This is a genomic window from Bacteroidota bacterium, assembly GCA_038746285.1.
Classification (GTDB): Bacteria; Bacteroidota; Rhodothermia; order Rhodothermales; family JANQRZ01; genus JANQRZ01.
In genome coordinates this window covers 17,023-43,314 of record JBCDKT010000033.1, presented here as the reverse complement: position 1 = coordinate 43,314, position 26,292 = coordinate 17,023, and the positions used below count along the sequence as shown (strand labels likewise).

Genomic DNA, 26,292 nt, shown 5'->3' with positions numbered 1-26,292 from the left:
ATCCGCCCATCCGCCCATCCGCCCATCCGCCCATCCGCCCATCCGCCCATCCGCCCATCCGCCCACTCTGCCCATTCTCCCCACGCCATAGAAATCCTCCCCGTCCTCCGTCCCTATCTTCGGCTCCCGACCTCGGACTCCTGACTCTCGCCCCCCCGCGCCATGCCTGTCCGCTTCGCTGTCCTCGTCTTCCCTGGCTCCAACTGCGACCACGACGCCTACCACGCCGCGAAGCACGTCATGGGCCAGGATGCCCGGTTCGTCTGGCACAAGGAAGACTCTATCGGCGAGGCCGACGTGGTGATCGTCCCCGGCGGCTTTTCCTACGGCGACTACCTTCGCTCCGGAGCCATCGCCCGGTTTTCGCCGGTGATGAAAGACGTGGTGCGCTTCGCAAACGAAGGCGGCCTCGTGCTCGGCGTCTGCAACGGCTTCCAGGTGCTGTGCGAGGCCGGCCTCCTGCCGGGGGCCCTCATGCGGAACGCGTCCCTCCGGTTCGGCTGCAAGGACGTCCACCTCCGCGTCGAGAACGCCGACACGCCGTTTACGAACGCCGCCGAGGCCGGGCAGACGCTGATGATCCCGGTCGCCCACGGCGAGGGCAACTACCACGCCGACGCTGAGACACTCGACCGGCTGGAAGCGAACGGGCAGGTCGTCTTCCGCTACGCCACCGCCGAGGGCGAGGTCACGGACGCGGCCAACCCGAACGGCTCGGCGCAGAACATCGCCGGGATCGTCAACGAGGCGGGCAACGTGCTCGGCATGATGCCGCACCCGGAGCGCTGCGCCGAGGGCCTGCTCGGCTCGGCCGACGGGGCGCTCGTCTTCCGGTCTCTCATCGAGCACGTTCGGGCGGGCGTAGCGGCGTAGCTCTCCTCTCAGCGCGGCGTGGGCAGGCCGTAGCTCAGGCTGACGCCGGGGCGGAGCAGCACCCGGTCCGGGGCGATGATCGGCGCAAGCCCGACGCGAAGCCCAGGCCCCCGAGTCTCCGGCTGGATGCGGTACCCGAGCGTCGCGGTGAGCGCCGCGCGCGGCAGGGCGCTGAGCACGCCTGGCTCGGCCGTCCCGACGAGGACGCCGAGACCCAGCTCCAGCTTGTGATGTCTCGTGCCCACCAGCCGGTGCCCCATTACGACGATGAACGCGGCAGCGAGCGCCCGCTCCTCCTCCTCATGCCGGCACGATAGATCCGTATCGCGGCACCCAAACAGCGGATCGGGAACGACGAAGCCGCCGACCCGAAAGCCGTACCCGCGCTCGCTCACCGAGTCGAAGTTGAGAGATGCGATGCCGGTGTTGCCGAGCACCTCGACGAAGGCGGTGTAGCGAGCCGGTTGCGCGGTAGCCGTCACGGCGAGGAAGAGCAGGAGCAGGGCGCGCATGGCAGCAAGGGGGCGAGTGCTTCCCTTGTGCCGCCGTAAGGTCGCTCTGCGTCACGCGCTCCTCCTGGACAAGCTAGCGCGCGCCTCGCCCAGTCAGGACTCAGCGGCGAGACTAGCCGACTACGCAGCCTCGCGCCGGGTTCGGAGCGCGACTGACAGGTCCACGAGAAGCGAGCGGAGGATGGCGGCTCCGACGAGCAGCCCGAAGACAACCGTGATTGTCGTCGTGACGGCCCTGAGCGCCTCGCCAAGAATGAGGCTCAGCGGGAGATTCAAGAGACCGAACCACCGGACCTCGAATGGGAGCACCGCCAGGGCGAGGACGGCCACCAGCACCATCACCGACAGGAAAAGGCGCGGCGAGGCGAACACCGCCCCCGCCGATCGCAGACGCTCGCCCCACCGGCCTGCGAGCAGGCGCTCCCACGGCATGAACAGCGCGTAGATGAAGCCGAGGCGCGTGAAGTCGATCCCGAGGATGAATGTATTCGCCGTGTGGAAGACGACGGCTAGGACGAGAAAGGTCCTGAACAGGCGGAAGTGGAGGACGGCGAACAGGAAGCCGATCTCGAAGGCTACAGCCGTGAGGTCCGTCAGCTCCCACGCAAGCGCATTGGTGTGGTTGTGAAACAGCCAGAGGCCGAAGACTCCCTGGTCTCCGCGCTGGACCCTACCGGAGAGCCAGTCTCGTGCGCCATGTGTGTTGAGGTCGAAGTCCAACCAAACGAGAGACTTGGGGAACCCTGCCGAGAAGTAGCCGAACGCTATTGCAAGCGCCATGAGGGCCACGGGCCATGCGTTGGCCCATGCGACGGACGGCGGCTCCTGCAGACCGCCGTCCCGGCGCCGCACGGCGTCCAGCGAGAAGGCGTCTCCCCACCGCGAGAAGGCCATCACAAGCACGGTAAGGATGAAGAAGGTCGTCCCGTGCTGGATCTTCCCTTGCGAATACACGAACGTCAGCCCGACCGAGATGACGGCCGCTAGGAGGAGAGAGACGAGGCGCGTCCGGTAGCCAAACAGGAGCGCGACAACGAGGACAGCCTCGGCGACGAAGAGGGCATTGAGGAAAAACGCGCTGGGCATGCTGGCGAAGAACGCCCCGAGGCTGAACTCCGGCGGGCTGAAGAAGGCAGGTGGGAGCGAGCTCACCCAGCCGAACGTCGGGAACCCCAGCAGTAGGGTGTGGCCGGCGAAGAGGATGCGGAAGAGCGCGAGCCCCTCGGTCGGCACGGCGTAGCTGTGTATCCAGCGGTTGAACAGGGTCACTGCTATTCAGGTAAGAGGGTGAGCGTCCTGTCCGAGATGACCCGGACTACCTCCTCGTCCTCGGCAGGCGCTAGCGGTTCCAGGCGGTACATGCGGTTAACTATCCGGAGCGCAGCGGCCGGATGACCGGCAGCTGCTTCGGCGTTCTGGCGCAGCCACGCCCTGGTCTCGCGGATCTCCTCCTCGGTGATGACACCCCCTGTTACCGGGATCGTCACCGGGCCGAGCCGGATGGGAGGACGGCGCGGCCCGGGTCTGCTGAGGCCGAAGCCATCCCGGACGATGATCCGGTGGATGCCTGGGTGGATGCCCGGCAAGAGCTCCACGATCGGGACGGAGGTCTCGGTCCCGTCCGGGCCGACCACCAGGAACTCTTGCCGCCGGTAGACCAGCGCCTCCGCGTCTGCGTGGTAGAGCGTCGCTCCACCGGGAAGCAAGAACGTCGGAAACGGTTCGGAGCGCGTGTGTTTGATTGCGAGCTGCCCACAGAGGAAGAGCAGGGCGAACGCAAAGATCGGAACCAGCCACCAAGGGGTAGGCCTCCCGGCGAGGGCCAATCCGGGTGCAGGCACCACTGGGTCTAGCGCACGGCGAGAGAGACTCTGATCCATAGAAAAACGAGAGTAGCGGTTCCGAAAGCCTTCAAACATAGCCCGTCCGAATATAGACCACGCCTGCAGGGGAGTCAATTGCGATGGTGCCCGCACGCGCCGTCTCAGGCGGTGCTCAGGCTGCCCGCCGCTGATCTGCTGCGTCGTCGGATGGCCTCACCTGCCGGGCGAGGAGCACGGCAACCTTAAACTGTTTGTCCGATGGCTGCGTCCACGCCCCGGGTACAGAGTAGAGATGCCCTGTCACTGCCGCAGCCGGGTCAGCTTCTGGGTGCCGAGCAGGCGGTCCCCGGCCGTGAGGCGGGCGACGTAGAGCCCGCTCGGCACCGGCGTGCCGGAGGCCATCGTCCCGTCCCACGAAACGGACTGCGCCGCCTCGTGCGGACCCAGTGCCCAGCGCCGCACCTCGCGCCCAGCCGCGTCGAAAACGGCGAGCGTCATCGGCTCGCGGCTTGCGCCGACGCGGAGCGTGGTGTCGGCCCCGAACGGGTTAGGAAACGTCTGCAACCGGGCGCGACCCGGAGCAGCAGGCGGAAGGGCGCTGGAAGTCGTGATCTGCCTGTTGTCCAGGTAGAGGAGGCCCCCGGCGAGGTCGCCCGCGAGGAGGTCGAGGTCGCCGTCACCGTCGAGGTCGGCAGCGGTGGGCGAGGTGTTGTAGCGGAGCGCCCCCACGTCGAAGGGCTGGACCTCGAACGCCGGGGCCTCCGGGGAGCCGGTGTTCCGGTAGAAGAGCACGTCGTCGCGCTCGGTCCCGAGGAAGAGGTCGAGGTCGCCGTCGCGGTCCACGTCGGCGAGGTGCGGCGCGCTGTAGCGGCCGACGTCGATGCTCTCGGGGTCCTCGGGGTCGCTCACGTCGAAGAGACCGGGGAGCGTGGCCTCGACGAAGTTCGGGAGCTGCACCGAGCCGTCATTGCGGAAGTAGTTGAGCGTCCCCGAGAACTCGCCGACGAGGAGGTCGAGGTCGCCGTCGCCGTCGAGGTCGCCGAGCGTCGGCGTGGCCGTCGAGCCGACGTCGAGGTCCTGGAGCGCCTCGACCGTCAGCTCGAACCCGCCGCCGGTGTTGAGGAGGAAGGCCATCCGCCCGCCGAAGGTGCCGACGAGCAGGTCGCGCCGCCCGTCGCCGTCGAGGTCGCCGAAGGCCGGGGCGTAGTGGTTGGCGAAGTCCACGTCGAGGCTGAGGAAGTCGTCCTCGGCGAGGCGGAACTGCGGGGCCGCCGGGGTGCCGGTGTTCTCGAAGCGGAAGAAGCTGCCGCGCGCCGGCGCGCCCGGGTTGAACCCGCTGCCGACGAGGAGGTCGAGGTCGCCGTCGCCGTCGAGGTCCTCGGCCGCCGGATAGCTCGCGCGGCCGACATCGACCGCGTCGAGGAGCCGGCTCGTCTGCTCCCGGTAGTCCGGCGCGGTCGGGGTGCCGGTGTTCTCGAGGTAGTAGAGGTTGTCGATGATGTTGGCCGTCGTCGAGCAGAACCCGCCGACGATGCCGATGACGAGGTCGAGGTCGCCGTCGCCGTCGAGGTCCCGGAAGCTGGGGACGTTGTAGCCGGCGCTCGTGAGCGGGTTGTCGAGCGGGTACTGCTCGGAGATGAACTCGAGGCCGGGCTCTGCGGCGGAGCCGGTGTTCTCGAAGAAGTAGAGGCTCGGCGTGAAGAAGTCGCCCCAGAAAAGGTCGAGGTCGCCGTCGCCGTCGGGGTCGGCGAAGGTGAGGGCGTTCTGGCCGTGGAGCGAGCCGCGCGACGACCCCGGCGCGGGCGCACCCGGGGTGATGTAGAGCGGCTGCGTGGGATCGTCTCCGCACGTCGGGTTGGACTCGAAGATGACGATGTCCTGGAATTGCTCGCCCGCGAGTTCGTACTGCGGGACGCCACCCTCGGCCCCGGTGTGGCGATACCAGCGGATCTTGCCGCTGTCGGCGCGGCCGAGGAAGAGGTCGAGGTCGCCGTCGCCGTCCACGTCGGCGAGGGCCGGCACGTTGGGGTCCTCGGGCGCGACGGGGTCGCCGGCCAGGTCGAGGAGCGGGTCGGCCCCAAGCGTGAAGCTGGGCGCGCTGCCGCCGCCGTTCTCCCAGTAGCGGACCTGCCCGGAGGGCCGCTGCGTGATGAGGTCCTCGTCGCCGTCGCCGTCGAGGTCGCCGAAGCGGAACCACGAGCCGGCGTCGATCCCGGCGTACTGGTCCGAGCGCCACGCGAAGTCCAGCGCACCCGTGTGCTCGTAGTGGCTGATCCGGCCCTGCTCTTCGAGGATGAACAGCCCGAAGGTGCCGTCGCCGTCGGGGTCGGCGAGCTGCGTGCGCGGATTGTTGAAGGCCCCGGCGAAGGCGAGGTCGTACGGATCGCCGTCGGCGTCGAGGACGGGGAACGGCGTGATCTGCCGCTCGAAGTCGAGGGGCTGCGCCGAGGCGGCGGCCGCGAGGAGGCAGAGCGGAAGGAAGCGGAGCATATCCGGTGGACAGTGGGACGGAAGACGGTGGGGCAGACGACAGAAAAGATACCGAGACCATCGTGCTCAGCACCGCAGGGGCGAGGCGTGCCTCGCCCGAGGGCTTGCACTGCGGACTTCCGCAGCCTACCGGCTCACAGTTTGCCCTGGAACGAGGCCAGGAGGGCGAGGTCGTCGTCGGAGATCTCGTCGCTGAGTTCGTACTCGGCGCCCAGGTCGAGGTGCTGCGGCGCGGCGGCGATCACGCGGTCGATGGCCTCGCTGAGCGGCTCGCCGCGGAGGTAGGCCCCGGCGGCGTTGCGGTGGCCGCCGCCGCCGAAGGCCCGCGCCCACCCGTTGATGGCCAGCGCCCCCTTCGACCGAAACGAGCACTTGATCCCGGACGGCGTCTCGAGGAACATCACGACCGCCTTGACGCCTTCGAGCGAAAGCGGGTAGCCCGTCAGCCCTTCGGCCTCGTCTGACCGCGCCCCGACGCCGTTCATCGCGTCCAGCGAGACGACGATGTAAGCGATCTGCCCGTCGTAGACCGGCGTGATCGTGTCGAGCGCACGCGAGAGGAGGCGGAGCGTGCTCGGCATCCGCGTGTCGAAGATCGCGACGTGGATCGGCTCCGGGGCGATGTCGCCGCGCGCCAGGAGGTCGGAGACGATCGTGTGGACACGGGCCGTCGTCGAGCCGTAGCGGAACGAGCCGGTGTCGGTCATGATCGCGGTGTAGAGGGCCGTCGCAATCTCGGCGTCGATCAGGCCGGCGTCGTGCTCGGCGATGAGGTCGTAGACGATCTCGCCGGCGGCCGAGGCGTCGGTCCGCAGCAGTTGGTGGTCGAACCAGGCCTCGGGACCGGGGTGGTGGTCGATCAGGAGCTTCGGCGCAGCCTGGTCGCGCAGGACCGGGCCGAGCTTGCCGATGCGGTCCTCGGAGTTGGTGTCCACGATCACGAGCGCGTCGGCCTCGTTGACTTTCTTGAGCTGCTTGAGCGCCCCGGTAAACGTCGTCACCTTTGCGAGGTCGAGCATCCACTCGAGGTTGCGCGGCGGGGCGTCGGCGTTGAGGAGCGTGACCTGCTTGCCGAGGGTGCGGAGGAACAGCCCGAGCGCGATCTGCGAGCCGAGGGCGTCCCCGTCCGGGCGGATGTGCGTCGTGATGACGATGCGCTCGGCGTCGAGGAGATGCTGGAGGACCGGGTGCGGCATGGCGAGAAGCGGAGAAAACCAGACGGCCCTAGCCAACGGTCGCCCCGGCGAAAGGTTCAGCGCAGGTTGCCCACCTGGAGGCCCACGGTCACGCCGCCGAACGGGTAGCTCGGGTTCGCGTTGCCGAAAGCGAGGACGCTGAAGCCGATCAGGTCGGTGGGTCGCCACGTCGCCTGAGCCTGGAGGGGGAGGCCTAGCGCGAGCCGCTGTTGCGAAGCCTCAACGAGCGCGAGGCCCGCACTGGCCGAGAGAAAGAGGTCGCCGCTGGCCAGATACCGACCGTAGAGCAGGCCATAGTCGCCAACACTACCGATGGAAAACACAGAGAAGTCTGCGACTCCGAAGGCTCGGGCGGTGACAAGGTGGCGCTTGAAGCGGTACGTAGCGTACATGGTCACGGCGGATGAACCGTCGTTGTCCAGGCCAGCGAGACCCGGCGCAAAGCGGCCCACGCCGCCCCCCATCCCTACCCACAGCGCCTGCCGGGACGGGGGGAGCGGCCTGGCGTAGTCAGCGGACTGGGCACGCGCAGGCAGAGCGAGCAGGCCAACGGCGAACAAACAGAAGAGCCCTTTCATGGGGGAGTGCTTGAGGTAAGGCGGACGTCGGAGTCTCGGGAGCGGGAGGACCGGCGCCGCCAAGTATACCGCCCCCCGCGATTGCATTTCAGTTCCCTACGACGAGCGTATCGGCCTTCGGCACGGTATGTGGCAGAACAGCAGTAATGACGAAAAAAACCCTCGCTATGAGCCTGTATCACTTCCTCCTTCTATTTCTCACGGTTATCCTCCTCGGCCTTGCCGCGATTACGTTCAACCAGACGGTGAGCGAGCCGCCTGTCCGCACCCACGCCGTCGAATCAGACGAGGCGAGGCCGTTCCAACAGACCGTACGGGTCTAGAACCCTGCGGGGCGTCTGGAGTAGCACGGGGCCATCGCTCCAGCCCACAGCCCCATGCCCACCGTTACGTCGGACATCCACATCGAAGGCATGAGTTGCCGGCACTGCGTAGCGGCCGTCGAGGGCGCGCTCGCTCAGCTAGACGGCCTCCAGGTCGAGACCGTCGGCATCGGGGAGGCGCGGGTGCGCTACGAGGCGCAGCGCGTGTCGGCCGGGTCCATCACCGAAGCGCTCGCAGACGAGGGCTACGCAGTGCGGTCGGTCGAGCGGGTCGCCTGAGCACGGGGCTCAGGCGAGGCGCGGGTCTGCCGACCCTCAAGCCGCCGGTGTCGTGGGTGCGGCCGTGAGGATGGGCTGTTCCCGACTGTTTACCTCGTCGGTCTCCGGGAACGTCGTCAGGATGAGGCGCGGGCCGCGGTCGTAGGTGAGGTAGCTGTAGGTCCAGTTCAGGAGCACGCCGAGCCGGTTGCGGAAGCCCGTCAGCTTGACGACATGGAGCCCGGCCCAGGCCAGCCAAGCGATGAAGCCCTTGAGGCCGCGCCCGCCCGGGAACTGGACGATGGCGGCGTTGCGGCCGATCGTCGCCATCATGCCGAGGTCGCGGTAGCGGAACGGCTCCGGGGGCAGGCCGCGCTCGGCGCGCTCAATGGTCTCGGCGGCATGGATGCCCTGCTGGATCGCTACCTGCGCCACCTGGGGGTAGAGCTCGCCCTCGGGGCTGGAGGCTCCGGACAGGTCGCCCGCCACGAACACTTCAGGGTGGTCGGGAAGGCGGAGGTGCTCGTCGACGAGAATTCGGTATCCGCTCGTCTGCTCGACGCCCAGCACGTCGGCGAGGGGGTTGGCGCGGACGCCGGCGGCCCAGACGAGCGTCTGAGTCTCGATTACCTCGCCGCCCTCCAGGGAGACCTCGCGCGCCGTCACGCGCTCCACGGCGCTGCCCAGGCGGACCTCGACGCCGCGCCGCTCCAGCACCTCTTTCGTGTAGGCCCGGAGTTCCGGCTTGTAGCCCGCCATCAGGCTGTCGCCCCGTTCGAGGAGGACGACCCGGGCACGGTCTACGTCGAGGCCAGGAAAGTCGCGCTCGAAGACGCGGTCGAACAACTCGACGAGCGCCCCCGCCGTCTCAACGCCCGTCGCGCCGCCGCCGACGACGACGAACGTGAGCACGCCGTCCTCGATCAGGCCAGGGTTCCGGTTCGCCGTCTCGAAGCGCTCGATGACGTGGCTCCGCAGGTTGATGGCGTCGGGGACGTTCTTCAACGGGAAGCCGTAGCGCCTGGCCCCCTCGACGCCAAAGTAGTTGGTCGAGGCCCCGGTGGCGAGGATCAGGTAGTCGTACCACAGCGGCCGCCCGGCTTCGAGCAGCACCTGGCGCTTCTCGAAGTCCACGCCGACGACCTTGCCGAGGAGAAAGTCGAAGTTCGTCTGGCCCTGGAAGATGTGGCGGGCGGGCTGGGTGATGTCCCCCGGCGGCAACCCCGACGTGCCGACCTGGTAGAGCAGCGGCTGAAACTTGTGGTAGTTGTTGCGGTCCACGAGCAGGACGTCCACGCGCGCTTTCCGCAGGGCTTTGACTGCTTCGAGGCCTGCGTGCCCGGTGCCTACGATCACGACGCGGGGGCGCGGCTTCATCCCATCGGCAGCAGGAACGGCGTCGACGGAGCGGATGGGTTCGACTTCCATGACATCAGGCATGGCATCAGGAGTATGTGCACCGGGCCGTACGCTACGCGGCGCACGAGGTTGCCGAGGATCTGTGAAACAGACCATACTATCGGCACCTGGGCAGGTCTTGGTAAAGGGCCTCGGCTATGCGCCCGGGGCCTGCGTCGTCGCGGAGCGAGGTGTCCGCCCAAGCGGTGTCCCCGCCGAGCGCCTCCACGCGGAGCTCGCAAAAAGAGCAGCGGCCCGCTGACCTCCCCGAACGCCTTCAGTCGTGATAGGGATAGCGGCTCCCGAGCGAGCGCTACCTCCTGTCCATCCATCGCCACCGAAGCCATGTCTATCCGCCCGCTGTTCGCCGCCCTGTTTGTCCTGCTGCTGGGTGCGCAACCCGCCGACGCTCAGTTCTGGAAGAAGGCCCGCGAGGCCGCCAAGCGCGGAGCCGAGCGCGCCGTCGAGCGCGAGACCGCCCGCCGCGCCGACGCCGCCGTGACCGGCATGTTCGAGCTCGGCGACGACGTCGTCGGCTGCGTCGTCGGTGACGACGCCTGCGTGGAGGAGGCCCGCGCCGAAGGCAAGGAGGTCGTCTACGTGGACGACGAGGGCACGCCGCTTCCCGACGACCAGCAGCCGACCGGTACCCCTGCGGCGGCACCGGACGACGCACCAGCCTCGATGCGTCCCGGCGAAGGTGCCTGGGCCAACTACGACTTCGTTCCCGGCCAGACGGTCCTCTTCTTCGACGACTACGAGCGCGCCTACGTCGGGGACGTGCCGCGCCGCCTCCGGTTCATCAACGGCGCGATGGAGGTCGTCGAGAACGGCGGCAGCCAGATGCTCCGCTTCACCAGCGACTCTCGCTTCGCGCTCCCGCTGCCGGCGACGCTCCCCGAGCGCTTCACGGTCGAGTTCGACCTCTTCGTGCCGTACTACAGCAACTTCACGCTCGGCACCAGCACGCCCGAAGGGCGCAGCGAGCCGGACTTCCGCCCGTCCGACTGGCCGCAGGCGCACTTCGCCGTCAACGGCGGCTACCACGGCAAGGTCGGCGTCTTCGGCGGCAGCGGGGGGACGACGAACGGCGTGAACTACGGTGCGCTGCACGAGCGCATGGTGCCGGTCCGCATCGCGGTCGACGGGAGCTACGTCAAGATGTACCTCGACCAGCAGCGCATCGCCAACATCCCGAACGCCGACATCGGCCGGGGCAGCGAGATCCTCGTCCACGTCGGCGGCTGGGTCAGCCGGGGCGAGGAGAACTGGATCTACCTCGACAACGTCCGCGTGGCCGAGGGCGGGCGGGACCGCGTCTACGAGAAACTCGCCGCCGACGGGCGCTACGCGACGCAAGGCATTCTCTTCGACACCGGCAGCGCCACGATCCGCCCCGAGTCCACGCCGACGCTCAGCGAGATCGCCCGCGCGCTCCAGCAGCACGGCGACCTCCGCCTCCGCATCGAGGGCCACACCGACAACACCGGCTCGGCCGAGGCCAACCAGCAGCTCTCCGAGCGCCGCGCCGCCGCCGTCCGCGACTACCTCGTCCAGCGCGAAGGCATCGGCCCCGAGCGCCTCGAGTCCGCCGGGATGGGACAAGCTGTCCCCGTCGCCGACAACGCCACGCCCGAGGGCCGCCAGACGAACCGCCGCGTCGAACTGGTCGTACTCTAGCCGCTCTCGCCTTCCTTATTCCCTCCTACGCAACGCCATGCTCCGCTTCCCGACCCTCGTGCTCCTCGCCCTCCTCCTTCCGCTCGCCGGGCAGGCCCAGTCCGCCCAGCAGGTGCTCGACGACGTGCTCGACCAGTACCGGGCCGACCTGGCCGGTGCCGAAAACTACACGCTCACCCAGACGGTGATGGGCACCGAGACCATGACCTACGCCGAACGCGCTGAGGGCGGCGGCCCGCTCGACTACACCTACACGACCTACATCACGCTGCCGGGTGGGCAGACAATGAGCCAGCCCGCCGAGACGGAGAACATGGCTCCGCTCCAGATGCTCGACCGTATCCGCGAGTCGGCGCGCTACGTCGGGTCCGAGGACGTGGACGGCACAGCTGCGCATGTCATCGCGGTGGACGACTTCGGCGAGGCGATGAGCGACATGGGCATGATGCCCAACGCCGAGTTCGAGATGGAGACGGTCACGTTCTTCGTCGGCAAGCGGGACCGCCGGGTCGTCAAGATGACGATGGCGGGTACGATGAAGCAGGACGGTCGCACCTCGCCCATCGCGATGGAGACGCGGCTGCTCGACTACCGGACGGTGGACGGCCTGACGGTCCCGTTCCGCACGGTGATGGAGATCCAGGGTGCGAGCGGGGCGATGGACGCCGGTGAGCGCGAGGAGGTGCTCCGCGAACTCGAAGAGGCGAAGCGCCAGATGGAGTCCATGCCCGAGGCGCAGCGCCAGATGATGGAGCGCATGCTGGGCGACCAGATGAAGCAGGCCGAGGAGATGCTCGCCGGCGAGAGCATGCAGTTCGAGATGCAGGTGACCGACGTCCAGGTCAACGCCGGCCCGCCCAACTAGTGCTGCGACGAGCTCCCGTTGACAGGTAGGTCATCCTGAACTCGGTTCAGACCGCGCAGCAGCGGCGCAGCCCATCTACGGGCCACGCCTCAGATCCCGGATCGGGGTCCGGGATGACAAGGTGGAGCGACCTGTCCGTCTCAACGTGCCAGAGGACTGGGCTCTGTCTGGAAAGTCCATCTCTGGCCTGCGCACGGCATCGGCCTCCGCTCGCCCCGCCCAGCTGCATCGCCGTAGTGAGGCTACGGCTGGTGAGGTCGCTGCGCTCCCTGATCCTGCGGATTCGCGCGCCTTGCGAGACGAAGCCACCTACTCGCGCTGGGCTTCAGGCTCAATATCCAGGCAGAGCCCGGCCTGCCGAACCCGTCTGAGTTAGACTTCGGTCGCGCTCGGGCGGAGCGAGCGGAGGTAGGTCCACGACCAGACGCCGTGGACGTGCCCGTCGCCCCAGAGGAACTGGACGGCGTAGTTGCCCGCTGGGCGGACCTCCTTCAGTTCGTAGGTCTGGAGGCTCGGCAGGTCCCACACGATGGGGTCCACCGGGTCTGCCATCTTGCCGTGTCCGCCCCGGCACTCGACGCACGGGCAAGCCCGGCGTAGCCCCTCGTACGAGTAGACCGACCGGTGCCCGTCGGTCCACGCAATCGTCAGCTCCTGCCGGCCGTGGTCGACGGCGATCTGGGTCGGGGTGGTACGCGGTTCGTTCATCGGGAAGGGCACCGGCATGGGGGCGGGGGCCGGGAGGCTGGAAAAGGTAGCGGGACCAGTACCTTCTATCCGACAGCCGCTGCCTACCGTTCCCCGCCTACCGCTCCACCGCCGTGCATCGCTCGCCCTGCGACGAAGGCGTCATCGAGTCCGGCCCCCACGGCGGGGCTGCCGACGCGTGCGAAGAGGACGCCAAGCCCTGGGTGCTCGCCGCGACGATCGGCGGCTCTAGCCTCGCCTTCATCGTTGGCTCCGTCGTCAACGTGGCGTTGCCGGCGATGCAGCGCGGACTCGGCGCGACGGTCGCCGAGGTGCAGTGGGTGCTCAACGCCTACCTGCTCTTCCTCGGGGCGTTGATCCTGGTCGGGGGCTCCGCGGGCGACCGGTTCGGGCGGCGGCGGCTGTTTGTGGCCGGCACGGTCGTCTTCACCCTCGCCTCGGTCGGGTGCGGCCTCGCCCCGACAACCGGATGGCTGATCGCGGCGCGGGCCGTGCAAGGGGTCGGGGCGGCGCTCCTCGTCCCGAACTCGCTCGCCATCATCTCGGCCGCCTTCGAGGGGGCGGAGCGCGGCAAGGCGATTGGGACGTGGGCCGGCTTCTCAGCGCTGACGACGGCGCTCGGGCCGGTGCTCGGCGGGTGGCTCGTCGACGCCTTTTCGTGGCGGTGGGTGTTTTTCGTGGTCGTCCCAGTCGCGCTCGGCACGCTTGGCATCGCGCTGTGGAAGGTGCCCGAGAGCCGGGACCGAGCTTCGACGGGCCGGCTCGACGCAGCGGGCGCAGCTCTGGCCGCCGCCAGCTTCGGCGCGCTCACCTACGGCCTGATCGCCTCAGCCGAGCGGGGATGGGGTGACTCCGTCGTCCTCGCTGCCGTCGCAGGGGCGGTTGGGCTCTTCGGACTGTTCCTCCTGCGCGAAGCGCGAGCCCCAGACCCGATGGTGCCGCTCGACCTCTTCCGCTCGCCCACGTTCAGCGGAGCCAACGCGGTGACGCTGGGACTGTACTTCGCGCTCACCGGGGTGCTCTTCTTCCTACCGTTCAACCTGATCCAGGTGCAGGGCTACTCGGCGACCGCGGCCGGGGCGGCGTTTCTCCCGTTCTCGCTCGTGGTCGGCTTCTTCTCGCGCCCGGCGGGCGGTCTCGTGGAGCGGTTTGGGGCGCGGCTGCCGCTCGTCGTCGGGCCGCTCGTGACCGCGCTCGGGCTGGCGCTGCTCGTGGTGCCGTCCGTCGGCGGGTGGTACTGGACGACGTTCTTCCCGCCGATGCTGGTGCTCGGCACCGGGATGGCGATTGCCGTCGCGCCGCTGACGACGGTCGTGATGGACAGCGTGGACGAGAGCCACGCCGGCACGGCTTCCGGGGTCAACAACGCGGCGTCACGCATCGCGGGACTGCTGGCCGTTGCTGTCCTCGGCGTCGTCGCCCTCGGCACGTTCAACGCGGCGCTTGACGAGCAGCTTGCCGCCGCCGATGTGTCCGCCCAGACCGAGGCCCTGCTCGCCCCCTTTCGCAGCGACCTCACCGGAGCTGACCTCCCCGATGCCCTGCAGGGCGACGAGCGCGCGGCGCTCCAGGCGCTCGTCGGTGCCGCCTTCGTGGCGAGCTTCCGCTGGGTAGCAGGGATTTCGGCGGCGCTCGCGCTGCTCAGCGCGCTCTGCGCCGCCCTCACGATACGGCCGGTCGCGGAACCGGAGGCCCAGCCCTAGCCGTTCCGACAGTGCCCCACGCCCTGGATGCTCATGCCCCCGTCCGACCCCCACGCCGACCAGCCCGTCCTCGCATCCGGCACCCCGCTCGGCGACGCGCACGCCGCGGTGGTCCTCCTGCATGGACGCGGTGCCTCGGCGCAGAACATCCTCATGCTCGCCTCGGAGTTCGGGCGCGGCGACCTAGCCTACCTTGCTCCGCAGGCAGCAGGAAGCTCGTGGTACCCATACTCATTCCTCGCCCCGCTCAGTCAGAACGAGCCGAAGCTCTCGTCGGCGCTGCAGGTCGTCGGGCGGATGCTGGACGAACTGGAGGCCGGAGGCGTGCCGCCGGAGCACGTTGTGCTGGCCGGGTTCTCGCAGGGCGCGTGCCTCGCCAGCGAGTACGTCGCCCGCAACACCCGACGGTACGGCGGGGTCGCCGTGCTCAGCGGCGGGCTGATCGGCCGGGAGCAGCTTCGCGGGGCGGACCCGCCCGCGGACAAGCGCCTCGACTACGAGGGCGACCTCGCCGGCACGCCTGTCTTCCTCGGGTGCTCCGACGTGGACCCTCATATCCCGCTCGTCCGCGTCGAGGACTCGGCCGATGCACTCGGACGCCTCGGGGCTGAGGTGACGCTCCAGGTCTATCCTGGCATGGGGCACACGGTCAACGATGACAAGATCGAGTACGTCCGTCGCCTGCTGAATCGCCTCCACCCTACTGTTCACTGAAGCTATGAAACCCACTGTCCACGGCATCCACCACGTCACGGTCATCTCGGGGGACGCTCAGGAGAACCTCGACTTCTACACGAAGGTGATGGGGATGCGGCTCGTCAAGAAGTCGATCAACCAGGACGCGCCCGACACCTACCACCTGTTCTACGCCGACGCCGAGGGCACGCCCGGCACCGACCTCACGTTCTTCCCCTGGGCTGGGCTGCCGCGTGCCCGCCCCGGCGTGGGCCAAGTCGTCGAGGTCCCGCTCGCTGTCCCGGTCGGGAGCATGACGTTCTGGCGGGACCGCCTGGCGGAGCACGGAGTGGAGACCAGAGACGACGAGGTGCGCTTTGAGGAGCACTACGTGCCGTTCGAGGATCCGCACGGACTGAAGCTGGCGCTGGTGGAAGTAAACGGGAAGAGGCGTTTTGCGCCATGGAATGGCAGTCCGGTACCTGCGGAGCACCAGGTTCGCGGCGTGCATACGGCCTGCCTCTGGGAGTCGAGTCTTGGCCCAACCGAGGCCCTGCTTACCGAGGTGATGGGCTTCGAAAAGGTAGCGGAAGAAGGCGAGTGGCACCGGTACGGTGTAAGTGGGAGCACGTCGGGAGCACTTGTTGACGTGCGCGTGCTCCCAGACGGTCCGCGCGGCGGGCGGGGAGCCGGCGGGGTCCACCACGTCGCGTGGCGGGTCCACGACGAAGACGAAGAGCGCGCCGTCCGTCACGCCGTCGAGAGCGCCGGCCTGCGACCGACGCCGCTCATCGACCGGTTCTGGTTCAAGTCGGTCTACTTCCACGAGCCGGGCGGTGTCCTCTTCGAGCTTGCCACCGACGGCCCCGGCTTCGCCCGCGACGAGGACGCCGCGCACCTCGGCGAGGTGCTGATCCTGCCCCCATGGATGGAGGAGCAGCGGGCGCAGATCGAGGCCGGACTTCCACCTCTCACCCACTAACCGGCCTCCTCATGTCTGACTCCGTCTGGCCCACGCTGCCACCGCTGGAACACTGGCAGGACACCTGTGCTACGGTCCACCTGTGGACGCAGGTCGTCGGCAAGGTGCGCCTCGCGCTCGGCCCGCGCATCAACCACTGGTGGGGCACGGCGCTCTACGTCACCCCGCGCGGCCTCACTACGTCGCCGATGCCCTACACAGCGGGCACCGTGCAGGTCGACTTCGACCTCCTCAACCACGACCTTCTTGTTGAGACCTCAAACGGCGAGCAGGCGTCGTTTGGACTAGAGCCGATGCCGGTCGCAGCATTCTACGAGAAGGCGATGGGAGCGCTCCGCGAGGTCGGGGTCGACGTGACCGTCTGGCCGGTACCGGTCGAGTTGGAAGAGGTGATTCCGTTCCCCGACGACACGACGCACGCGAGCTACAACGCCGAGACGGTGCAGGCGTTTCACCGTGCTCTCGTGCAGGCGGACCGCGTGTTCACGGCGTTCCGCGCCCGATTCCTCGGCAAGAGCAGCCCTTCGCACTTCTTCTGGGGCGCGTTCGACCTCGCCGTGACGCGGTTCTCTGGCCGGACGGCGCCGCCGCACCCGGGCGGCTACCCGAACGTCGCCGACTGGGTAATGGAAGAGGCCTACTCGCACGAAGTGTCGAGCGCCGGGTTCTGGCCCGGCACGGGGCTCGGCGAGGCCGCGTTCTACGCGTATGCCTACCCGACTCCCGAGGGCTTCGCGGACCGCAAGGCTGAGCCGGACGCGGCCTACTTCCACAAGGACCTCGGCGAGTTCGTCTTGCCGTACGAGGCCGTGCGATCAGCCTCCGACCCGGACGCGGCCCTGATGGCCTTTCTCCAGAGCACCTACGAAGCCTCCGCCGACCTCGCCGACTGGGACCGCAAAGCGCTGGAGCGAGCCTAGGTCCGCACGGTGAACGACTGCGACGGTCGCACGGTGAAGCGCGTGCAGACCTCGTCGTGCTCGAACTCGACCGGCTCTCCGTCGGCGAGGACCTCGACCGGTGTAACGCCGAAGACCTCGACGGCCCACCGGGTCCACGGAGCAGGGAAGGTGCCCTCCGTCCCGGACGTGATGCGGACCCCCTCGTCGTCGCATGTCCCGTGGAAGGTGCAGCGGTAGAACCCTCCGCGCTCGAAGTCCCACCCGTCGCCGGCGTCGTCGTAGAGCACGTCAGAGAAGGCGCCGCGGGTGGGGTACACCCGGAGCGTGAGCGTGTCGAACGTCCCGCCTGTGTGCTGCCGGACGGGACCGAGCGGGAGTACGCTCCCGGCGCATACCCAGAGCGGGAGCACGTCGAGAGGCGTTTCGACGCGGAGCGTCTGGCCTCCTTCGTGGCGTGCTCCCGTCCAGAAGTCGAACCAGCCGCCGGGCGTGACGGGGAGGTAGACGTCGGTATGCGCCTGCCCCTGGTTCAGGACCGGGTACGCCAGCAGCCGGTCGCCGACGTAAAACCCGGCGGGGTTCTCCAGACGGATGGCCACGTCGCCGGGGTGCATCAGCGCGAGCGGACGCAGGATCGGGAGCGCGTCCGACGCAGCCTGGTGGAGCACGGTGTAGAGGTACGGGAGCAGCCGGTACCGGAGCTCTATGGCTTCGCGGCAGACGCGCTCGGTCTCGGGGCCTAGCGCCCACGGCTCCTGCGGCGGCGTGTCGAGGCCGGAATGGTTGCGGAAGAGCGGCGTGAGCGCGCCGAGTTGGGTCCACCGCGCTAGGAGTTCACCCGACGGAGCACCGACGAAGCCGCCCACGTCGGCTCCGGCGAAGGCGAAGCCGGAGGCGTTGAGGCTGAGGCACTGCTGAAGCGCGAGCAGCAGGTGGTCCCACGTCGAGGAGTTGTCGCCGGTCCAGCCGGTGGCATAGCGCTGCGTGCCGGGATAGGCGGCGCGGGTGATGACGAACGGGCGGCGCTCTGGGCGGAGGCGGGCGAGCCCCTCGTAGGTCGACCGCACCATCTGCATTCCGTAGACGTTGTGCATCGTCGCGTGGTCGGCTCCGCGCCCCTCGTAGCTGTGCCGCATCTCGTCGGGGAGTGTGAGGGCGTCTTCCTCTACATCGCCCTCGCCCTCCTTGTCGGGGTCGAACACGGCCGGCTCGTTCATGTCGTTCCATACCCCGTCCACGCCCATTTCGACGAGGTCGCGGTGGAGCGTGCCCCACCAGGCGCGGGCCTCGGGACGGGTGTAGTCTGGGAAGTAGCAGGGGCCGGGCCAGACGGGACCGGTGGCTAGCGAGCCGTCCGGCATCCGGCAGAACATGTCGCGCTCGATACCGTCTTGCGCGACAGCGTAGTCCGGGTCGTCGGCCTTGATGCCCGGGTCGACCATCACGATGGTGTGGAAGTCCTCGTCGTGGAGGCTGCCGATCAGGCCAGCCGGGTCGGGGAAGGCGTCGCGGTCCCAGGTGAAGACGCGGTAGCCGTCCATGTAGTGGATGTCGAAGTACAGCGAGTCGCACGGAATGCCCCGCTCGCGGAAGCCCCGGGCGACGGCACGGATCTCGGATTCGGTCTTGTACGAGTAGCGGCACTGGTGGTAGCCGAGTGCCCACTTCGGCCACATCGGCGGGCGGCCGGTCAGCCGCGTGAACTGCTGCACGATCTCGACCGGCGTCGCCGCGTGGAAGACGTAGTAGGTCAGGCGGTCGGTCTCGGCTTCGACGCGCAGGCACGCTGGGTCGTGCGCGCCGAGGTCGAAGAAGGACCGGCGAGGCGTGTCCACGAACAGGCCATAGGCGAGGGCGCGGTCGTCGCCGCTGGGCGTCTCCTCGGTCGCAATGCCGAGGACGAAAGGGATGCTTTTGTAGACCGGGTCGGTGCCGCGCTGGAAAGCGAAGGCGTCGGTGTTCCAGTGCTCGTAGCGCCCGCCGCGCCGGTCGATGCCTGCCGTCTTGTCGCCGAGCCCGAGGAGGCGCTCGTGCTCCCGGAGCCGCTTGCTGAGCCTGATGCCGTCGCGGCTCCACGACGGGGCTGCCGCGTCCTCCAGCACCGCCTGCCCGTCCAGAGTGAGCACACTGACGCAGCCCGTCGCCCGGTCCACGCGGACTTCCATCGCCCCCGTGCGAAGCGTGGCAGCCTCCTCGCTCATCGCCAGCACGTTCGGACCGGGCCAGTCGGCGTTGGGGTCGAGCGCATACGAGAACCCGTCACCGAAGGCACCCGTCGGGGAGAGGTCAACGCGGAGTAGGCCGTCGGCGAGCAGGGTCAGGCGCGTTGCCGTGTCTCCGCAGCGGAACAGGAGTCTGCTTGGAGCCGCCGAAACCTCAGTCACGGCGGCTCCGGAAAAAGAAGAGGGGTCGGACATCGAAACGCGTTCGTAAGAAGAGTTCAGGCCGTCGCGACGGGTTCGGTCTCGGTGAGGGCGCGCTCGGTCTCGCGGTCGAAGAAGTGCAGCTTGCCCGCGTCGAGCGCGAGGCCGATCTCGGACCCCGGCTCGGGGACCGGCTGCGGGGCGACGCGGGCGACGGCCGTGTGCGGGCCGCTGTGGACGTAGAGCACGATCTCGTTCCCCATCGGCTCGACCACGTCGAGGGTCCACCGGCTCGAAGCGGCCCCGGCGGGGGCTTCGGCGGCGTAGAGGTCTTCTGGGCGGATGCCGAGCGTGACCGTGCCCGCATGCGACTGCAGTCGCGCCGCGTCAGCCGCGCCGAGCGGGACCGACAGCCCCGTCTCGTCGGCAACGAACGACAGCGCGTCGCCCGCTCCTTCGATGCGGCCGGAGAGGAAGTTCATGGCGGGGCTGCCGATAAAGCCTGCGACGAACTGGTTGGCGGGGCGGTTGTAGAGGCGCAGCGGCGTGTCGATCTGCTGCACCTCGCCGTCTTTAAGCACCACGATCCGGTCGCCCATCGTCATCGCCTCGACCTGGTCGTGGGTGACGTAGATCATCGTCGCGCCGAGCTGGCTATGGAGGCGCGAGATCTCGGTCCGCATCTGGACCCGCAGCTTGGCGTCGAGGTTCGAGAGCGGCTCGTCGAAGAGGAACACCTCGGGCTTGCGGACGATCGCGCGGCCGACAGCGACGCGCTGCCGCTGCCCGCCCGAGAGCAGCTTCGGCTTGCGGTCGAGCACCTGGTCCACGCCGAGGATGCGGGCCGCCTCGCGGACGCGGTCGTCGATCTCGGACTTCGGGAACTTGCGGATCTTCAGCCCGAAGGCCATGTTGTCGTAGACCGTGAGGTGCGGGTAGAGGGCGTAGTTCTGGAAGACCATCGCCACGTCGCGGTCCTTCGGCGGGAGGTCGTTCACCGCCCGGTCGCCGATCGTGAGCGTCCCGCTCGTGATCTCCTCCAGCCCCGCGATCATCCGGAGCAGCGTCGACTTGCCGCAGCCGGAGGGCCCGACGAAGACGACGAACTCGCCGTCCCGCACCTCGAACGACGCGCCGTGGACGGCCTCGTAGCCGTTGGGGTAGACCTTGCGGACGGTGTCGAGTCGGACTCTAGCCATGTCGTTCGTGTCGATGTCTTAGTGGAGCACGCGGGGAATGGAGGATGGACGATAGAGGATGGCTGTTCCAGTTGGGATTGCCGCGCTATTCTCCATCTTCTATTCTCTATCCTCTACCCCTTAACGGCCCCGAGCGTGAGGCCCGAGATAAGGTACCGGCTGAGGACGAGGAAGAGGCCGACGACCGGGATCGAGACCAAGAGCGCCCCGGCGGCGTAGAGCCCCCACTGCGTCGACATGTCGTTCTGGAACATCTTCAGCCCGAGCGGGAGCGTGAACATCGCCGTGTCCTGCAGCACCACGTTCGCCACGACGTACTCATTCCACGCCGTCATGAACGAGAACAGGGCGGTGATGACGAGCGCGGGGGCGGCGAGCGGGAAGATTACCCGGTAGAACGCCTGCCACGGCGTGCACCCGTCGATCCGCGCGGCCTCTTCGAGTGCGGGCGGGATCGTGTCGTAGTACCCCTTCATCTGCCACACGCAAAACGGCAGCGCCGTCGCCGAATAGATGACGACGAGGCCGAGGTAGGAGTCGAGCAGCTTGAGGTTGATCAGCACGACGTAGAGCGGGAGCAGCAGCATCGTCGCCGGAAACATCTGCGTGATGAGCAGCCCGCCGAGCATCGAGTTGCGGCCCCGGAATTTGTACCGGCTGAGCGCATACCCCGCCGTCGAGGCGAGGGCGACGCCGGTGATGGTGACGACGACCGAGACCAGCATCGAGTTGAAGAGCCACCGCAGAAACGGCGTCTCGAAGAGGAGGGTGCGGTAGTTGTCGAGCGTCGCGCCGTCGGGGATGAACTCGAGGGACGTCGAGAGCAGCCGGTCACCGGGACGGAGGCTGACCGTGATGATGCGCGTGATCGGGTAGACCGAGACGAACGCGAAGACGGCGAGGACCGCGTAGGCCCAGACCATGCCGCCGAGGTTATTGCGGGCGCGGGTGCTCACGGAAGGACGGATGATAGAGGGTTGAATATGGAGGATGGATGAGTCACTTCACCGTTGGGGTGCAGAAGGTGTCGGCGCGCTGTTCCATGCGGCGAAGCTTGCCTCCGATCCGCTGCCACGCGTCGTCCAGGTCGTGATACTGCTCGTCGTCGAGATAACTGCACAGGCGCGCGTGGTCGAGCCACGCCTGCGTCTCCATTGCCTCGCCGAGCGCTTCGTTGATCTTGTTCACGAACGCCGCCGGATACCGCCGCCGCGCCCACGCCTCGGCCAGCATCGCCCCGACCGCCCGCGACGAGCGGCGGATCTGATCGGTCAGCGAATACCTCTCCTCGGACGGGAACGCCTTCGTTGCGTCAAAAATCGCTCTTGCCTGCCGCAGACTCATCCTGTAAACATCAAGGTCTCGGAAGCTCTTAATCGTTGCCATCTTCGATCCTCCATTCTCTATCTTCTAGTAGGCGGCTTCCGTCGCGTTCGTCCTCTTGAGGAAGACTTGGGTGAAGAGAAACAGGATGCCGAAGATGACCATCGAGAGCGCCGCCGCCCAGCCGAAGCGGTACATCGAGAACGCCGCCTCGTAGACGTAGCTGACGAGGATGTGGGTCTGGTCGTTCGGCTCGCCGCCGTTGGAGACCAGCCAGACGACGTTGATGTTGTTGAACGTCCACACGATGCCGAGCGTGATCGCGGGGATCATCACGGGCCGGAGGAGGGGGGCCGTGATCTGCCAGAACTTAGTCCACTCGCTCGCCCCGTCTACGTCGGCCGCCTCGTAGAGCTCGCCCGGAATCGACTGCAAGCCGCCGAGCGCGACGACCATCATGAACGGGAAGCCGAGCCAGATGTTGGTAAGGATAACCGCTACGAACGCCTCAAGCGGGCTCGTCAGCCACGCCACCGGCTCGGCACCGAAGACGCCTGCAATGAGGTTGACCGCGCCGTACTCGTAGTTGAACATGCCGCGCCACGTCAGCGCCGTGATGTACTGCGGCAGCGCCCACGGCAGAATCAGCAGCACCCGCCACGCGGGCTTGCCGACGATGAACGCCTTGTTCAAGATCACCGCCAGCCACACCCCAAGGCCGACGTGGAAGACGATGTTGACGAGCGTCCAGACAACCGTCTTGAAGAACACCGCCCACACCGCCGGTTCGGCGAGCACCGAGGCGTACTGCTGGAGCCCGATCACCTCCCAGTCGCGGATGTGGACGATGTTCATGTTCGAGAGCGACAGCACCACGTTGTAGACGAACGGGTACGCCACGACCGCGAGGACGATCAGGACCGTCGGCCCGAGGAGGCCCCAGAGGAAGAAGGTCCGCTGCCGCGCTTCCCGCGTCTTGACGGGCGCAGCGTCTTCCGCGGCGCGCTCCTGCACCTCTAGTCCGGCTGTTATGGGTTTCGCTTCGAGCATGAGTTCAGGAGCGGAAGAGCGAAAGCGGGAAAGAGCGGAAGAAGGCACGCGCACATGACGGTGCTCGGTACGAAGCACCCTGTTCCGCTCTTCCGTTCGTCCTCTCTTCCATGCCTACAAAAACGTGTCGGCGATGAGTTTTTCGACGTTCTCCTGCATCAGCCGCGCGCCCTCTTCGGGCGTCACGGCCCCGTTCATCACGAGCTGGTAGGGGCCGCGCATCCCGTCCCACACCTGGCGCATCTGCGGCGCAATCGGCATCGCCCGGCCTTTCTCGGCGGCAGCGAGCGAGGCCTGAAGCTCGGGGTTGTTCGCTACGGCGTTGCTGTTGCGGACGGTGCGGAGCGTCGGGATCGTAGCAAGCTCCTCGGCCATCGCCCGTTGCACCTCGGTACCGGTGAGGTAGAGCAGCAGGTCGCGCACGACGGGCAGCTTTGCGTCCGGGACGTTGGCGTTGACCGAGTAGCCTTTGGCCGCGATCATCGGGGCGGCCCAGGCACCGGTCTCAGTCACGAGCGGGAGCGGGGCGATGCCGTAGTCGACCCCGGAGTCGCCGTAGCCGGCCCAGGCCCAGGGGCCGTTGATGATGCTCGCGGCGCGGCCCTCCTTGAAGAGCGTCTCGGAGACCTCGTAGTCGCTCTCGCCCGGAATCACCTGGTAGCGGTCGCGGAGGTCGAGCACGAAGCGGATGGCGCGGACGGTGGCCTCGTTGTCGAGCGTCGGGGTGCCGTCCTCGTCCATCACCCACCCGCCGAAGCCGGTGAGGAAGGGGATGAAGAAGAACGGCTCGCGGTAGTTCCACGTCAGCCCATAGGTGTCGGGCCGCCCGTCGCCGTCCTCGTCGACCGTGCTGGCCTGGAGCATCTCGACGTACTCGTCCATCGTCGCGGGCGGCTCGGGGAGGAGCGCCTTGTTGTGGACGAGGACGAGGTGGTTGCCGATCTGGTCGGCGAGGAGCCAGGGCGTGCCCTCGCCCGAGGCGTCAGGCGACCACCGGACGACGCCCTCGTCGGTGAACCGGGCGAGGATGCTGTCGGGCAGCACTTCGCCCAGCGGCCTGATGGTCTCGGTGAGGGCGAGGATGCCGACGTTGTCCGCCGGCCCGAAGATCAGGTCCGGCCCCTGCCCGCCGACCGAGCCGACGACGAAGAGGCGGCGCAGCTCTTCGGTCTCGCGGTAGAGGGCCTCGACGTTGAGGCCGGGGTGGGCCGCGTTGTAGTCGGCGATGCGTTCGTTGAAGAAGTCGCGCTCGGCTCCGGTCTTCTGGTGCCAGATGCGAAGCTGCGTCCGCGTGTCCTCGGGTCCGCACCCTGCCGCTAGGATCAGAATGAGAGCTAGCACAAATACGCCGCACCATCCGGTAGGGGCGCAGCATGCTGCGCCCCTACGCCGTCGGTTGGTATGGACACCAGGGCCGACCATTACCCCTCCTCGCGGCTGAGGACGACGCCGGTACGCGCCGGGAGTTCGAGCATCAGGCCCGTCTCGTCTTCCTGCACGCGCAGCGGCCCGTCGGTGGTGGCGAAGACGCGGCGGTACGATCCCGCCATCGGCTTGTCGAGGGAAAGGCTGTGGGCCTCGTCGCTGCGGTTCAACACCGCGAGGTGCTGCTCGTCGCCCAGCGTCCGGGCGAAGGCCAGCACCTCGCGCTCGTCGTCGGCGAGCAGCACCTCGAAGTCGCCTCGGCGGAGCGCTTCGCGCTCGTTGCGAAGCGCGATCACGTCTCGGTAGAAGGCGAACAGGTCGGCGTCGAACGCTACGGGATCGCAGGCGCGCTCGCGGGCGAGCGGGTCGGCGCACTCGTCGTCGTAGGCCAGGTCGGCCCAGACCATCGGCTTGCGGTCGTCGGGATCGTCGCCGCCCCACATCCCGGCCTCGGTGCCGTAGTAGACCATCGGCGCGCCGACGTAGGTCATCTGCATGAGCGCAACGAGCCGCTGGAGGTCGCGCTCGGCGTCGTTCGGGGCGCGGACGTCGTAGTCCAGCCCGCCGCGCGGCGAGACGCGCCCGCCCCAGTCGTAGTCGAACCGGTCGGGTGCCTCGTAGTCGAACCGGCCTGCGTTGACGGTCATCGAGGCGATGCGGTCGGTGTCGTGGGAGTCGACGAGGTTCTGGAGTGCCTGCTGGACGGGCTCGGGGTAGTGCGCGCGCCGGGTGTTGAGGTCGTCGGCGAAGTCGGAGGGGGCGAGCGTGCCGTCGACCAGGAAGCCTTTGACGGGGTAGGCGAAGCCGTGGTAGTTCATCGTGGCCGAGAAGCCGCCCTCGCGGATGAAGTCGCCCGCTTCCTCCCAGATTTCGGTGATGGTGTAGGCTTCGGGGTTGAGCGAGCGGACGTGCGCGTTCCAGTCGGTCCAGAACGGAACGGGGACCTCGTTTGCCACGTCGAGCCGCCAGCCGTCGATGCCGTCCGAGGGGTCGCCGTCGCCGTTGGGGTCCATCCAGCGGGCGGTCGCGTCGAAGACGTACTGCTTCGGGCCGGGGTGGAGGTCGGTGCCGTCGTCGGTGTCGGCGAAGACGGGGAGCGTTTCGAAGCCCCACCAGCCCTCGTAGGTGAACTCGTTCTCGTCCGTCGCCGGGTCGTCGAAGGCCTCGACGATGTACCAGTCGGCGTAGGGCGAGGCGGCCTGCTCGCGGCGGAGGTCCCGGAAGGCGAAGAAGTCGCGCCCGGTGTGGTTCCACACGCCGTCGATGACGACGCGGATGCCGCGCGCGTGGGCCTCGCCGAGCATGTCGAAGAAGAGCTGATCGGCGGCGGTCGTGTGCCACGTCGCCGGGTCGCTCGTCTCGGTCGCCATGAGCGCGAAGTCGCCCTCGGGGTCGGGCCCGAAGTGGGGGTCGACGTGGTGAAAGGTGTTGCCGTCGTACTTGTGGAGCGAGCGGGCGTAGAAGACCGGGTTGAAGTAGATCGTGTTGATCCCGAGGTCGGCGAGGTAGTCGAGCTTGTCGATCACGCCCTGGAGGTCGCCGCCGTAGCGCCGGTCGAAGACGCCGTTCTCGTAGAAGTCGTCGCCGGTCTCGGCCTCCCAGCCCGCGCGGGCGTACCAGTCGCCGGTCCACGGCGTGAGCGCCCAGTCCTTGCGCACCCGGTCGATGGGCGTCTCCAGCGATTCGCGGGTCGGGTCGTTCGACGGGTCGCCGTTGCGGAAGCGCTCGGGGAAGAGCTGGTAGAAGACCGCGTCGGCGGCCCAGCTAGGCACGTTGTCCGCGGCGCGCGTGTCCGCCGTGCGGGTGACCGTCATTGGCCCGTCGGCCATCATCGCCAGGACGACCGTGTCTGGCTCCGCCTCGACGTCGAGGACTTCGACCTCGACGTCGAGGACTTCGACGGGCACGGTGCGGCCGCAGCCAGCGAGCAAGCCAAGAGTGAGCGTCAGAAGCCACCGACTCAACT

23 protein-coding genes are annotated in these 26,292 nt (G+C 68.3%); 8 read left to right on the top strand and 15 right to left on the bottom strand.

Annotated elements, in window-relative coordinates; all coding sequences use genetic code 11:
* Positions 1–162: 162 nt before the first annotated feature.
* Positions 163–873 carry a phosphoribosylformylglycinamidine synthase subunit PurQ gene (gene purQ, locus AAGI91_11550; protein MEM1043251.1) on the top strand — a complete coding sequence of 237 codons (711 nt, stop codon included), beginning with the start codon at positions 163–165 and terminating at the stop codon, positions 871–873.
* Positions 874–881: 8 nt separating this feature from the next.
* On the opposite strand, the gene AAGI91_11545 is transcribed toward purQ, so the two are convergent.
* The 6 genes from AAGI91_11545 to AAGI91_11520 all read right to left on the bottom strand — a co-directional run bounded on the left by AAGI91_11545 (position 882) and on the right by AAGI91_11520 (position 7,286).
* Positions 882–1,385 carry a hypothetical protein gene (locus AAGI91_11545; GenBank protein MEM1043250.1) on the bottom strand — a complete coding sequence of 168 codons (504 nt, stop codon included), beginning with the start codon at positions 1,383–1,385 and terminating at the stop codon, positions 882–884.
* Positions 1,386–1,505: 120 nt separating this feature from the next.
* Positions 1,506–2,654, bottom strand: coding sequence for a hypothetical protein (locus AAGI91_11540; protein MEM1043249.1), 1,149 nt, complete (start codon positions 2,652–2,654; stop codon positions 1,506–1,508).
* Positions 2,655–2,656: 2 nt separating this feature from the next.
* Entirely contained in the window at positions 2,657–3,265 is a 609-nt protein-coding gene (locus tag AAGI91_11535) for a hypothetical protein (GenBank protein MEM1043248.1), read from the bottom strand.
* Between the two features lie 243 nt (positions 3,266–3,508).
* The gene (locus AAGI91_11530) at positions 3,509–5,698 is read right to left on the bottom strand and encodes an FG-GAP-like repeat-containing protein (GenBank protein ID MEM1043247.1); all 2,190 of its coding nucleotides are present in this window, start codon (positions 5,696–5,698) and stop codon (positions 3,509–3,511) included.
* A gap of 134 nt (positions 5,699–5,832) precedes the next feature.
* Positions 5,833–6,894, bottom strand: a complete 1,062-nt coding sequence (locus tag AAGI91_11525; GenBank protein ID MEM1043246.1) for a bifunctional oligoribonuclease/PAP phosphatase NrnA — start codon at positions 6,892–6,894, stop codon at positions 5,833–5,835.
* 56 nt (positions 6,895–6,950) lie between these two features.
* Positions 6,951–7,286 carry a hypothetical protein gene (locus tag AAGI91_11520; GenBank protein MEM1043245.1) on the bottom strand — a complete coding sequence of 112 codons (336 nt, stop codon included), beginning with the start codon at positions 7,284–7,286 and terminating at the stop codon, positions 6,951–6,953.
* 563 nt (positions 7,287–7,849) lie between these two features.
* On the opposite strand from AAGI91_11520, the gene AAGI91_11515 reads away from it, so the two are divergent.
* Positions 7,850–8,074, top strand: a complete 225-nt coding sequence (locus AAGI91_11515) for a cation transporter (protein MEM1043244.1) — start codon at positions 7,850–7,852, stop codon at positions 8,072–8,074.
* Between the two features lie 36 nt (positions 8,075–8,110).
* Here the strand turns inward: AAGI91_11515 and AAGI91_11510 are convergent, their stop codons facing one another.
* Positions 8,111–9,493, bottom strand: a complete 1,383-nt coding sequence (locus AAGI91_11510; GenBank protein ID MEM1043243.1) for an NAD(P)/FAD-dependent oxidoreductase — start codon at positions 9,491–9,493, stop codon at positions 8,111–8,113.
* 303 nt (positions 9,494–9,796) lie between these two features.
* On the opposite strand from AAGI91_11510, the gene AAGI91_11505 reads away from it, so the two are divergent.
* Complete coding sequence (locus AAGI91_11505; protein MEM1043242.1) at positions 9,797–11,131, top strand: OmpA family protein; 1,335 nt, start codon at positions 9,797–9,799, stop codon at positions 11,129–11,131.
* Between the two features lie 37 nt (positions 11,132–11,168).
* Positions 11,169–11,996 carry a hypothetical protein gene (locus tag AAGI91_11500; protein ID MEM1043241.1) on the top strand — a complete coding sequence of 276 codons (828 nt, stop codon included), beginning with the start codon at positions 11,169–11,171 and terminating at the stop codon, positions 11,994–11,996.
* A gap of 372 nt (positions 11,997–12,368) precedes the next feature.
* Here the strand turns inward: AAGI91_11500 and AAGI91_11495 are convergent, their stop codons facing one another.
* On the bottom strand, positions 12,369–12,722 hold the full coding sequence (locus AAGI91_11495; protein ID MEM1043240.1) for a DUF971 domain-containing protein: 354 nt from the start codon (positions 12,720–12,722) through the stop codon (positions 12,369–12,371).
* Between the two features lie 95 nt (positions 12,723–12,817).
* Here AAGI91_11495 and AAGI91_11490 point away from each other — a divergent pair, with 95 nt between their 5' ends.
* The 4 genes from AAGI91_11490 to AAGI91_11475 are packed head-to-tail and all read left to right on the top strand — an operon-like array spanning position 12,818 to position 16,984.
* On the top strand, positions 12,818–14,407 hold the full coding sequence (locus AAGI91_11490; protein MEM1043239.1) for an MFS transporter: 1,590 nt from the start codon (positions 12,818–12,820) through the stop codon (positions 14,405–14,407).
* A gap of 33 nt (positions 14,408–14,440) precedes the next feature.
* Positions 14,441–15,121, top strand: a complete 681-nt coding sequence (locus AAGI91_11485) for a dienelactone hydrolase family protein (GenBank protein ID MEM1043238.1) — start codon at positions 14,441–14,443, stop codon at positions 15,119–15,121.
* Positions 15,122–15,125: 4 nt separating this feature from the next.
* Complete coding sequence (locus tag AAGI91_11480) at positions 15,126–16,064, top strand: ring-cleaving dioxygenase (protein ID MEM1043237.1); 939 nt, start codon at positions 15,126–15,128, stop codon at positions 16,062–16,064.
* 11 nt (positions 16,065–16,075) lie between these two features.
* Positions 16,076–16,984, top strand: coding sequence for a DUF5996 family protein (locus tag AAGI91_11475; protein MEM1043236.1), 909 nt, complete (start codon positions 16,076–16,078; stop codon positions 16,982–16,984).
* Here AAGI91_11475 and AAGI91_11470 read toward each other — a convergent pair.
* From AAGI91_11470 to AAGI91_11440, 7 genes are all read right to left on the bottom strand, one after another.
* Positions 16,981–19,350, bottom strand: coding sequence for a glycoside hydrolase family 31 protein (locus tag AAGI91_11470; protein MEM1043235.1), 2,370 nt, complete (start codon positions 19,348–19,350; stop codon positions 16,981–16,983). The genes AAGI91_11475 and AAGI91_11470 overlap by 4 nt on opposite strands.
* Before the next feature lie 56 nt (positions 19,351–19,406).
* Complete coding sequence (ugpC, locus tag AAGI91_11465; GenBank protein ID MEM1043234.1) at positions 19,407–20,528, bottom strand: sn-glycerol-3-phosphate ABC transporter ATP-binding protein UgpC; 1,122 nt, start codon at positions 20,526–20,528, stop codon at positions 19,407–19,409.
* 113 nt (positions 20,529–20,641) lie between these two features.
* Entirely contained in the window at positions 20,642–21,484 is an 843-nt protein-coding gene (locus AAGI91_11460) for a sugar ABC transporter permease (protein MEM1043233.1), read from the bottom strand.
* A 43-nt stretch (positions 21,485–21,527) separates the two neighbouring features.
* Complete coding sequence (locus AAGI91_11455; GenBank protein ID MEM1043232.1) at positions 21,528–21,914, bottom strand: four helix bundle protein; 387 nt, start codon at positions 21,912–21,914, stop codon at positions 21,528–21,530.
* 24 nt (positions 21,915–21,938) lie between these two features.
* Positions 21,939–22,901, bottom strand: coding sequence for a sugar ABC transporter permease (locus AAGI91_11450; protein ID MEM1043231.1), 963 nt, complete (start codon positions 22,899–22,901; stop codon positions 21,939–21,941).
* Positions 22,902–23,015: 114 nt separating this feature from the next.
* Positions 23,016–24,242 (bottom strand): extracellular solute-binding protein, encoded by a 1,227-nt coding sequence (locus AAGI91_11445; protein ID MEM1043230.1) that lies wholly within the window; start codon positions 24,240–24,242, stop codon positions 23,016–23,018.
* Positions 24,243–24,322: 80 nt separating this feature from the next.
* A complete protein-coding gene (locus tag AAGI91_11440) occupies positions 24,323–26,233 on the bottom strand; it encodes a glycoside hydrolase family 13 protein (GenBank protein MEM1043229.1) in 1,911 nt (636 codons plus the stop codon).
* Positions 26,234–26,292: the final 59 nt, after the last annotated feature.

What these genes read in the sequence shown, in the direction of transcription:
- AAGI91_11500 (MEM1043241.1), top strand. Translation starts at nt 11,169, where the DNA reads ATGCTCCGCTTCCCGACCCTCGTGCTCCTCGCCCTCCTCCTTCCGCTC.
- AAGI91_11485 (MEM1043238.1), top strand. Translation starts at nt 14,441, where the DNA reads ATGCCCCCGTCCGACCCCCACGCCGACCAGCCCGTCCTCGCATCCGGC.
- AAGI91_11520 (MEM1043245.1), bottom strand. Translation starts at nt 7,286, where the DNA reads ATGTACGCTACGTACCGCTTCAAGCGCCACCTTGTCACCGCCCGAGCC.
- AAGI91_11515 (MEM1043244.1), top strand. Translation starts at nt 7,850, where the DNA reads ATGCCCACCGTTACGTCGGACATCCACATCGAAGGCATGAGTTGCCGG.
- AAGI91_11530 (MEM1043247.1), bottom strand. Translation starts at nt 5,698, where the DNA reads ATGCTCCGCTTCCTTCCGCTCTGCCTCCTCGCGGCCGCCGCCTCGGCG.
- purQ (MEM1043251.1), top strand. Translation starts at nt 163, where the DNA reads ATGCCTGTCCGCTTCGCTGTCCTCGTCTTCCCTGGCTCCAACTGCGAC.
- AAGI91_11535 (MEM1043248.1), bottom strand. Translation starts at nt 3,265, where the DNA reads ATGGATCAGAGTCTCTCTCGCCGTGCGCTAGACCCAGTGGTGCCTGCA.
- AAGI91_11480 (MEM1043237.1), top strand. Translation starts at nt 15,126, where the DNA reads ATGAAACCCACTGTCCACGGCATCCACCACGTCACGGTCATCTCGGGG.
- AAGI91_11455 (MEM1043232.1), bottom strand. Translation starts at nt 21,914, where the DNA reads ATGGCAACGATTAAGAGCTTCCGAGACCTTGATGTTTACAGGATGAGT.
- AAGI91_11510 (MEM1043243.1), bottom strand. Translation starts at nt 9,493, where the DNA reads ATGCCTGATGTCATGGAAGTCGAACCCATCCGCTCCGTCGACGCCGTT.
- AAGI91_11495 (MEM1043240.1), bottom strand. Translation starts at nt 12,722, where the DNA reads ATGCCGGTGCCCTTCCCGATGAACGAACCGCGTACCACCCCGACCCAG.
- AAGI91_11545 (MEM1043250.1), bottom strand. Translation starts at nt 1,385, where the DNA reads ATGCGCGCCCTGCTCCTGCTCTTCCTCGCCGTGACGGCTACCGCGCAA.
- ugpC (MEM1043234.1), bottom strand. Translation starts at nt 20,528, where the DNA reads ATGGCTAGAGTCCGACTCGACACCGTCCGCAAGGTCTACCCCAACGGC.
- AAGI91_11450 (MEM1043231.1), bottom strand. Translation starts at nt 22,901, where the DNA reads ATGCTCGAAGCGAAACCCATAACAGCCGGACTAGAGGTGCAGGAGCGC.
- AAGI91_11475 (MEM1043236.1), top strand. Translation starts at nt 16,076, where the DNA reads ATGTCTGACTCCGTCTGGCCCACGCTGCCACCGCTGGAACACTGGCAG.
- AAGI91_11505 (MEM1043242.1), top strand. Translation starts at nt 9,797, where the DNA reads ATGTCTATCCGCCCGCTGTTCGCCGCCCTGTTTGTCCTGCTGCTGGGT.
- AAGI91_11525 (MEM1043246.1), bottom strand. Translation starts at nt 6,894, where the DNA reads ATGCCGCACCCGGTCCTCCAGCATCTCCTCGACGCCGAGCGCATCGTC.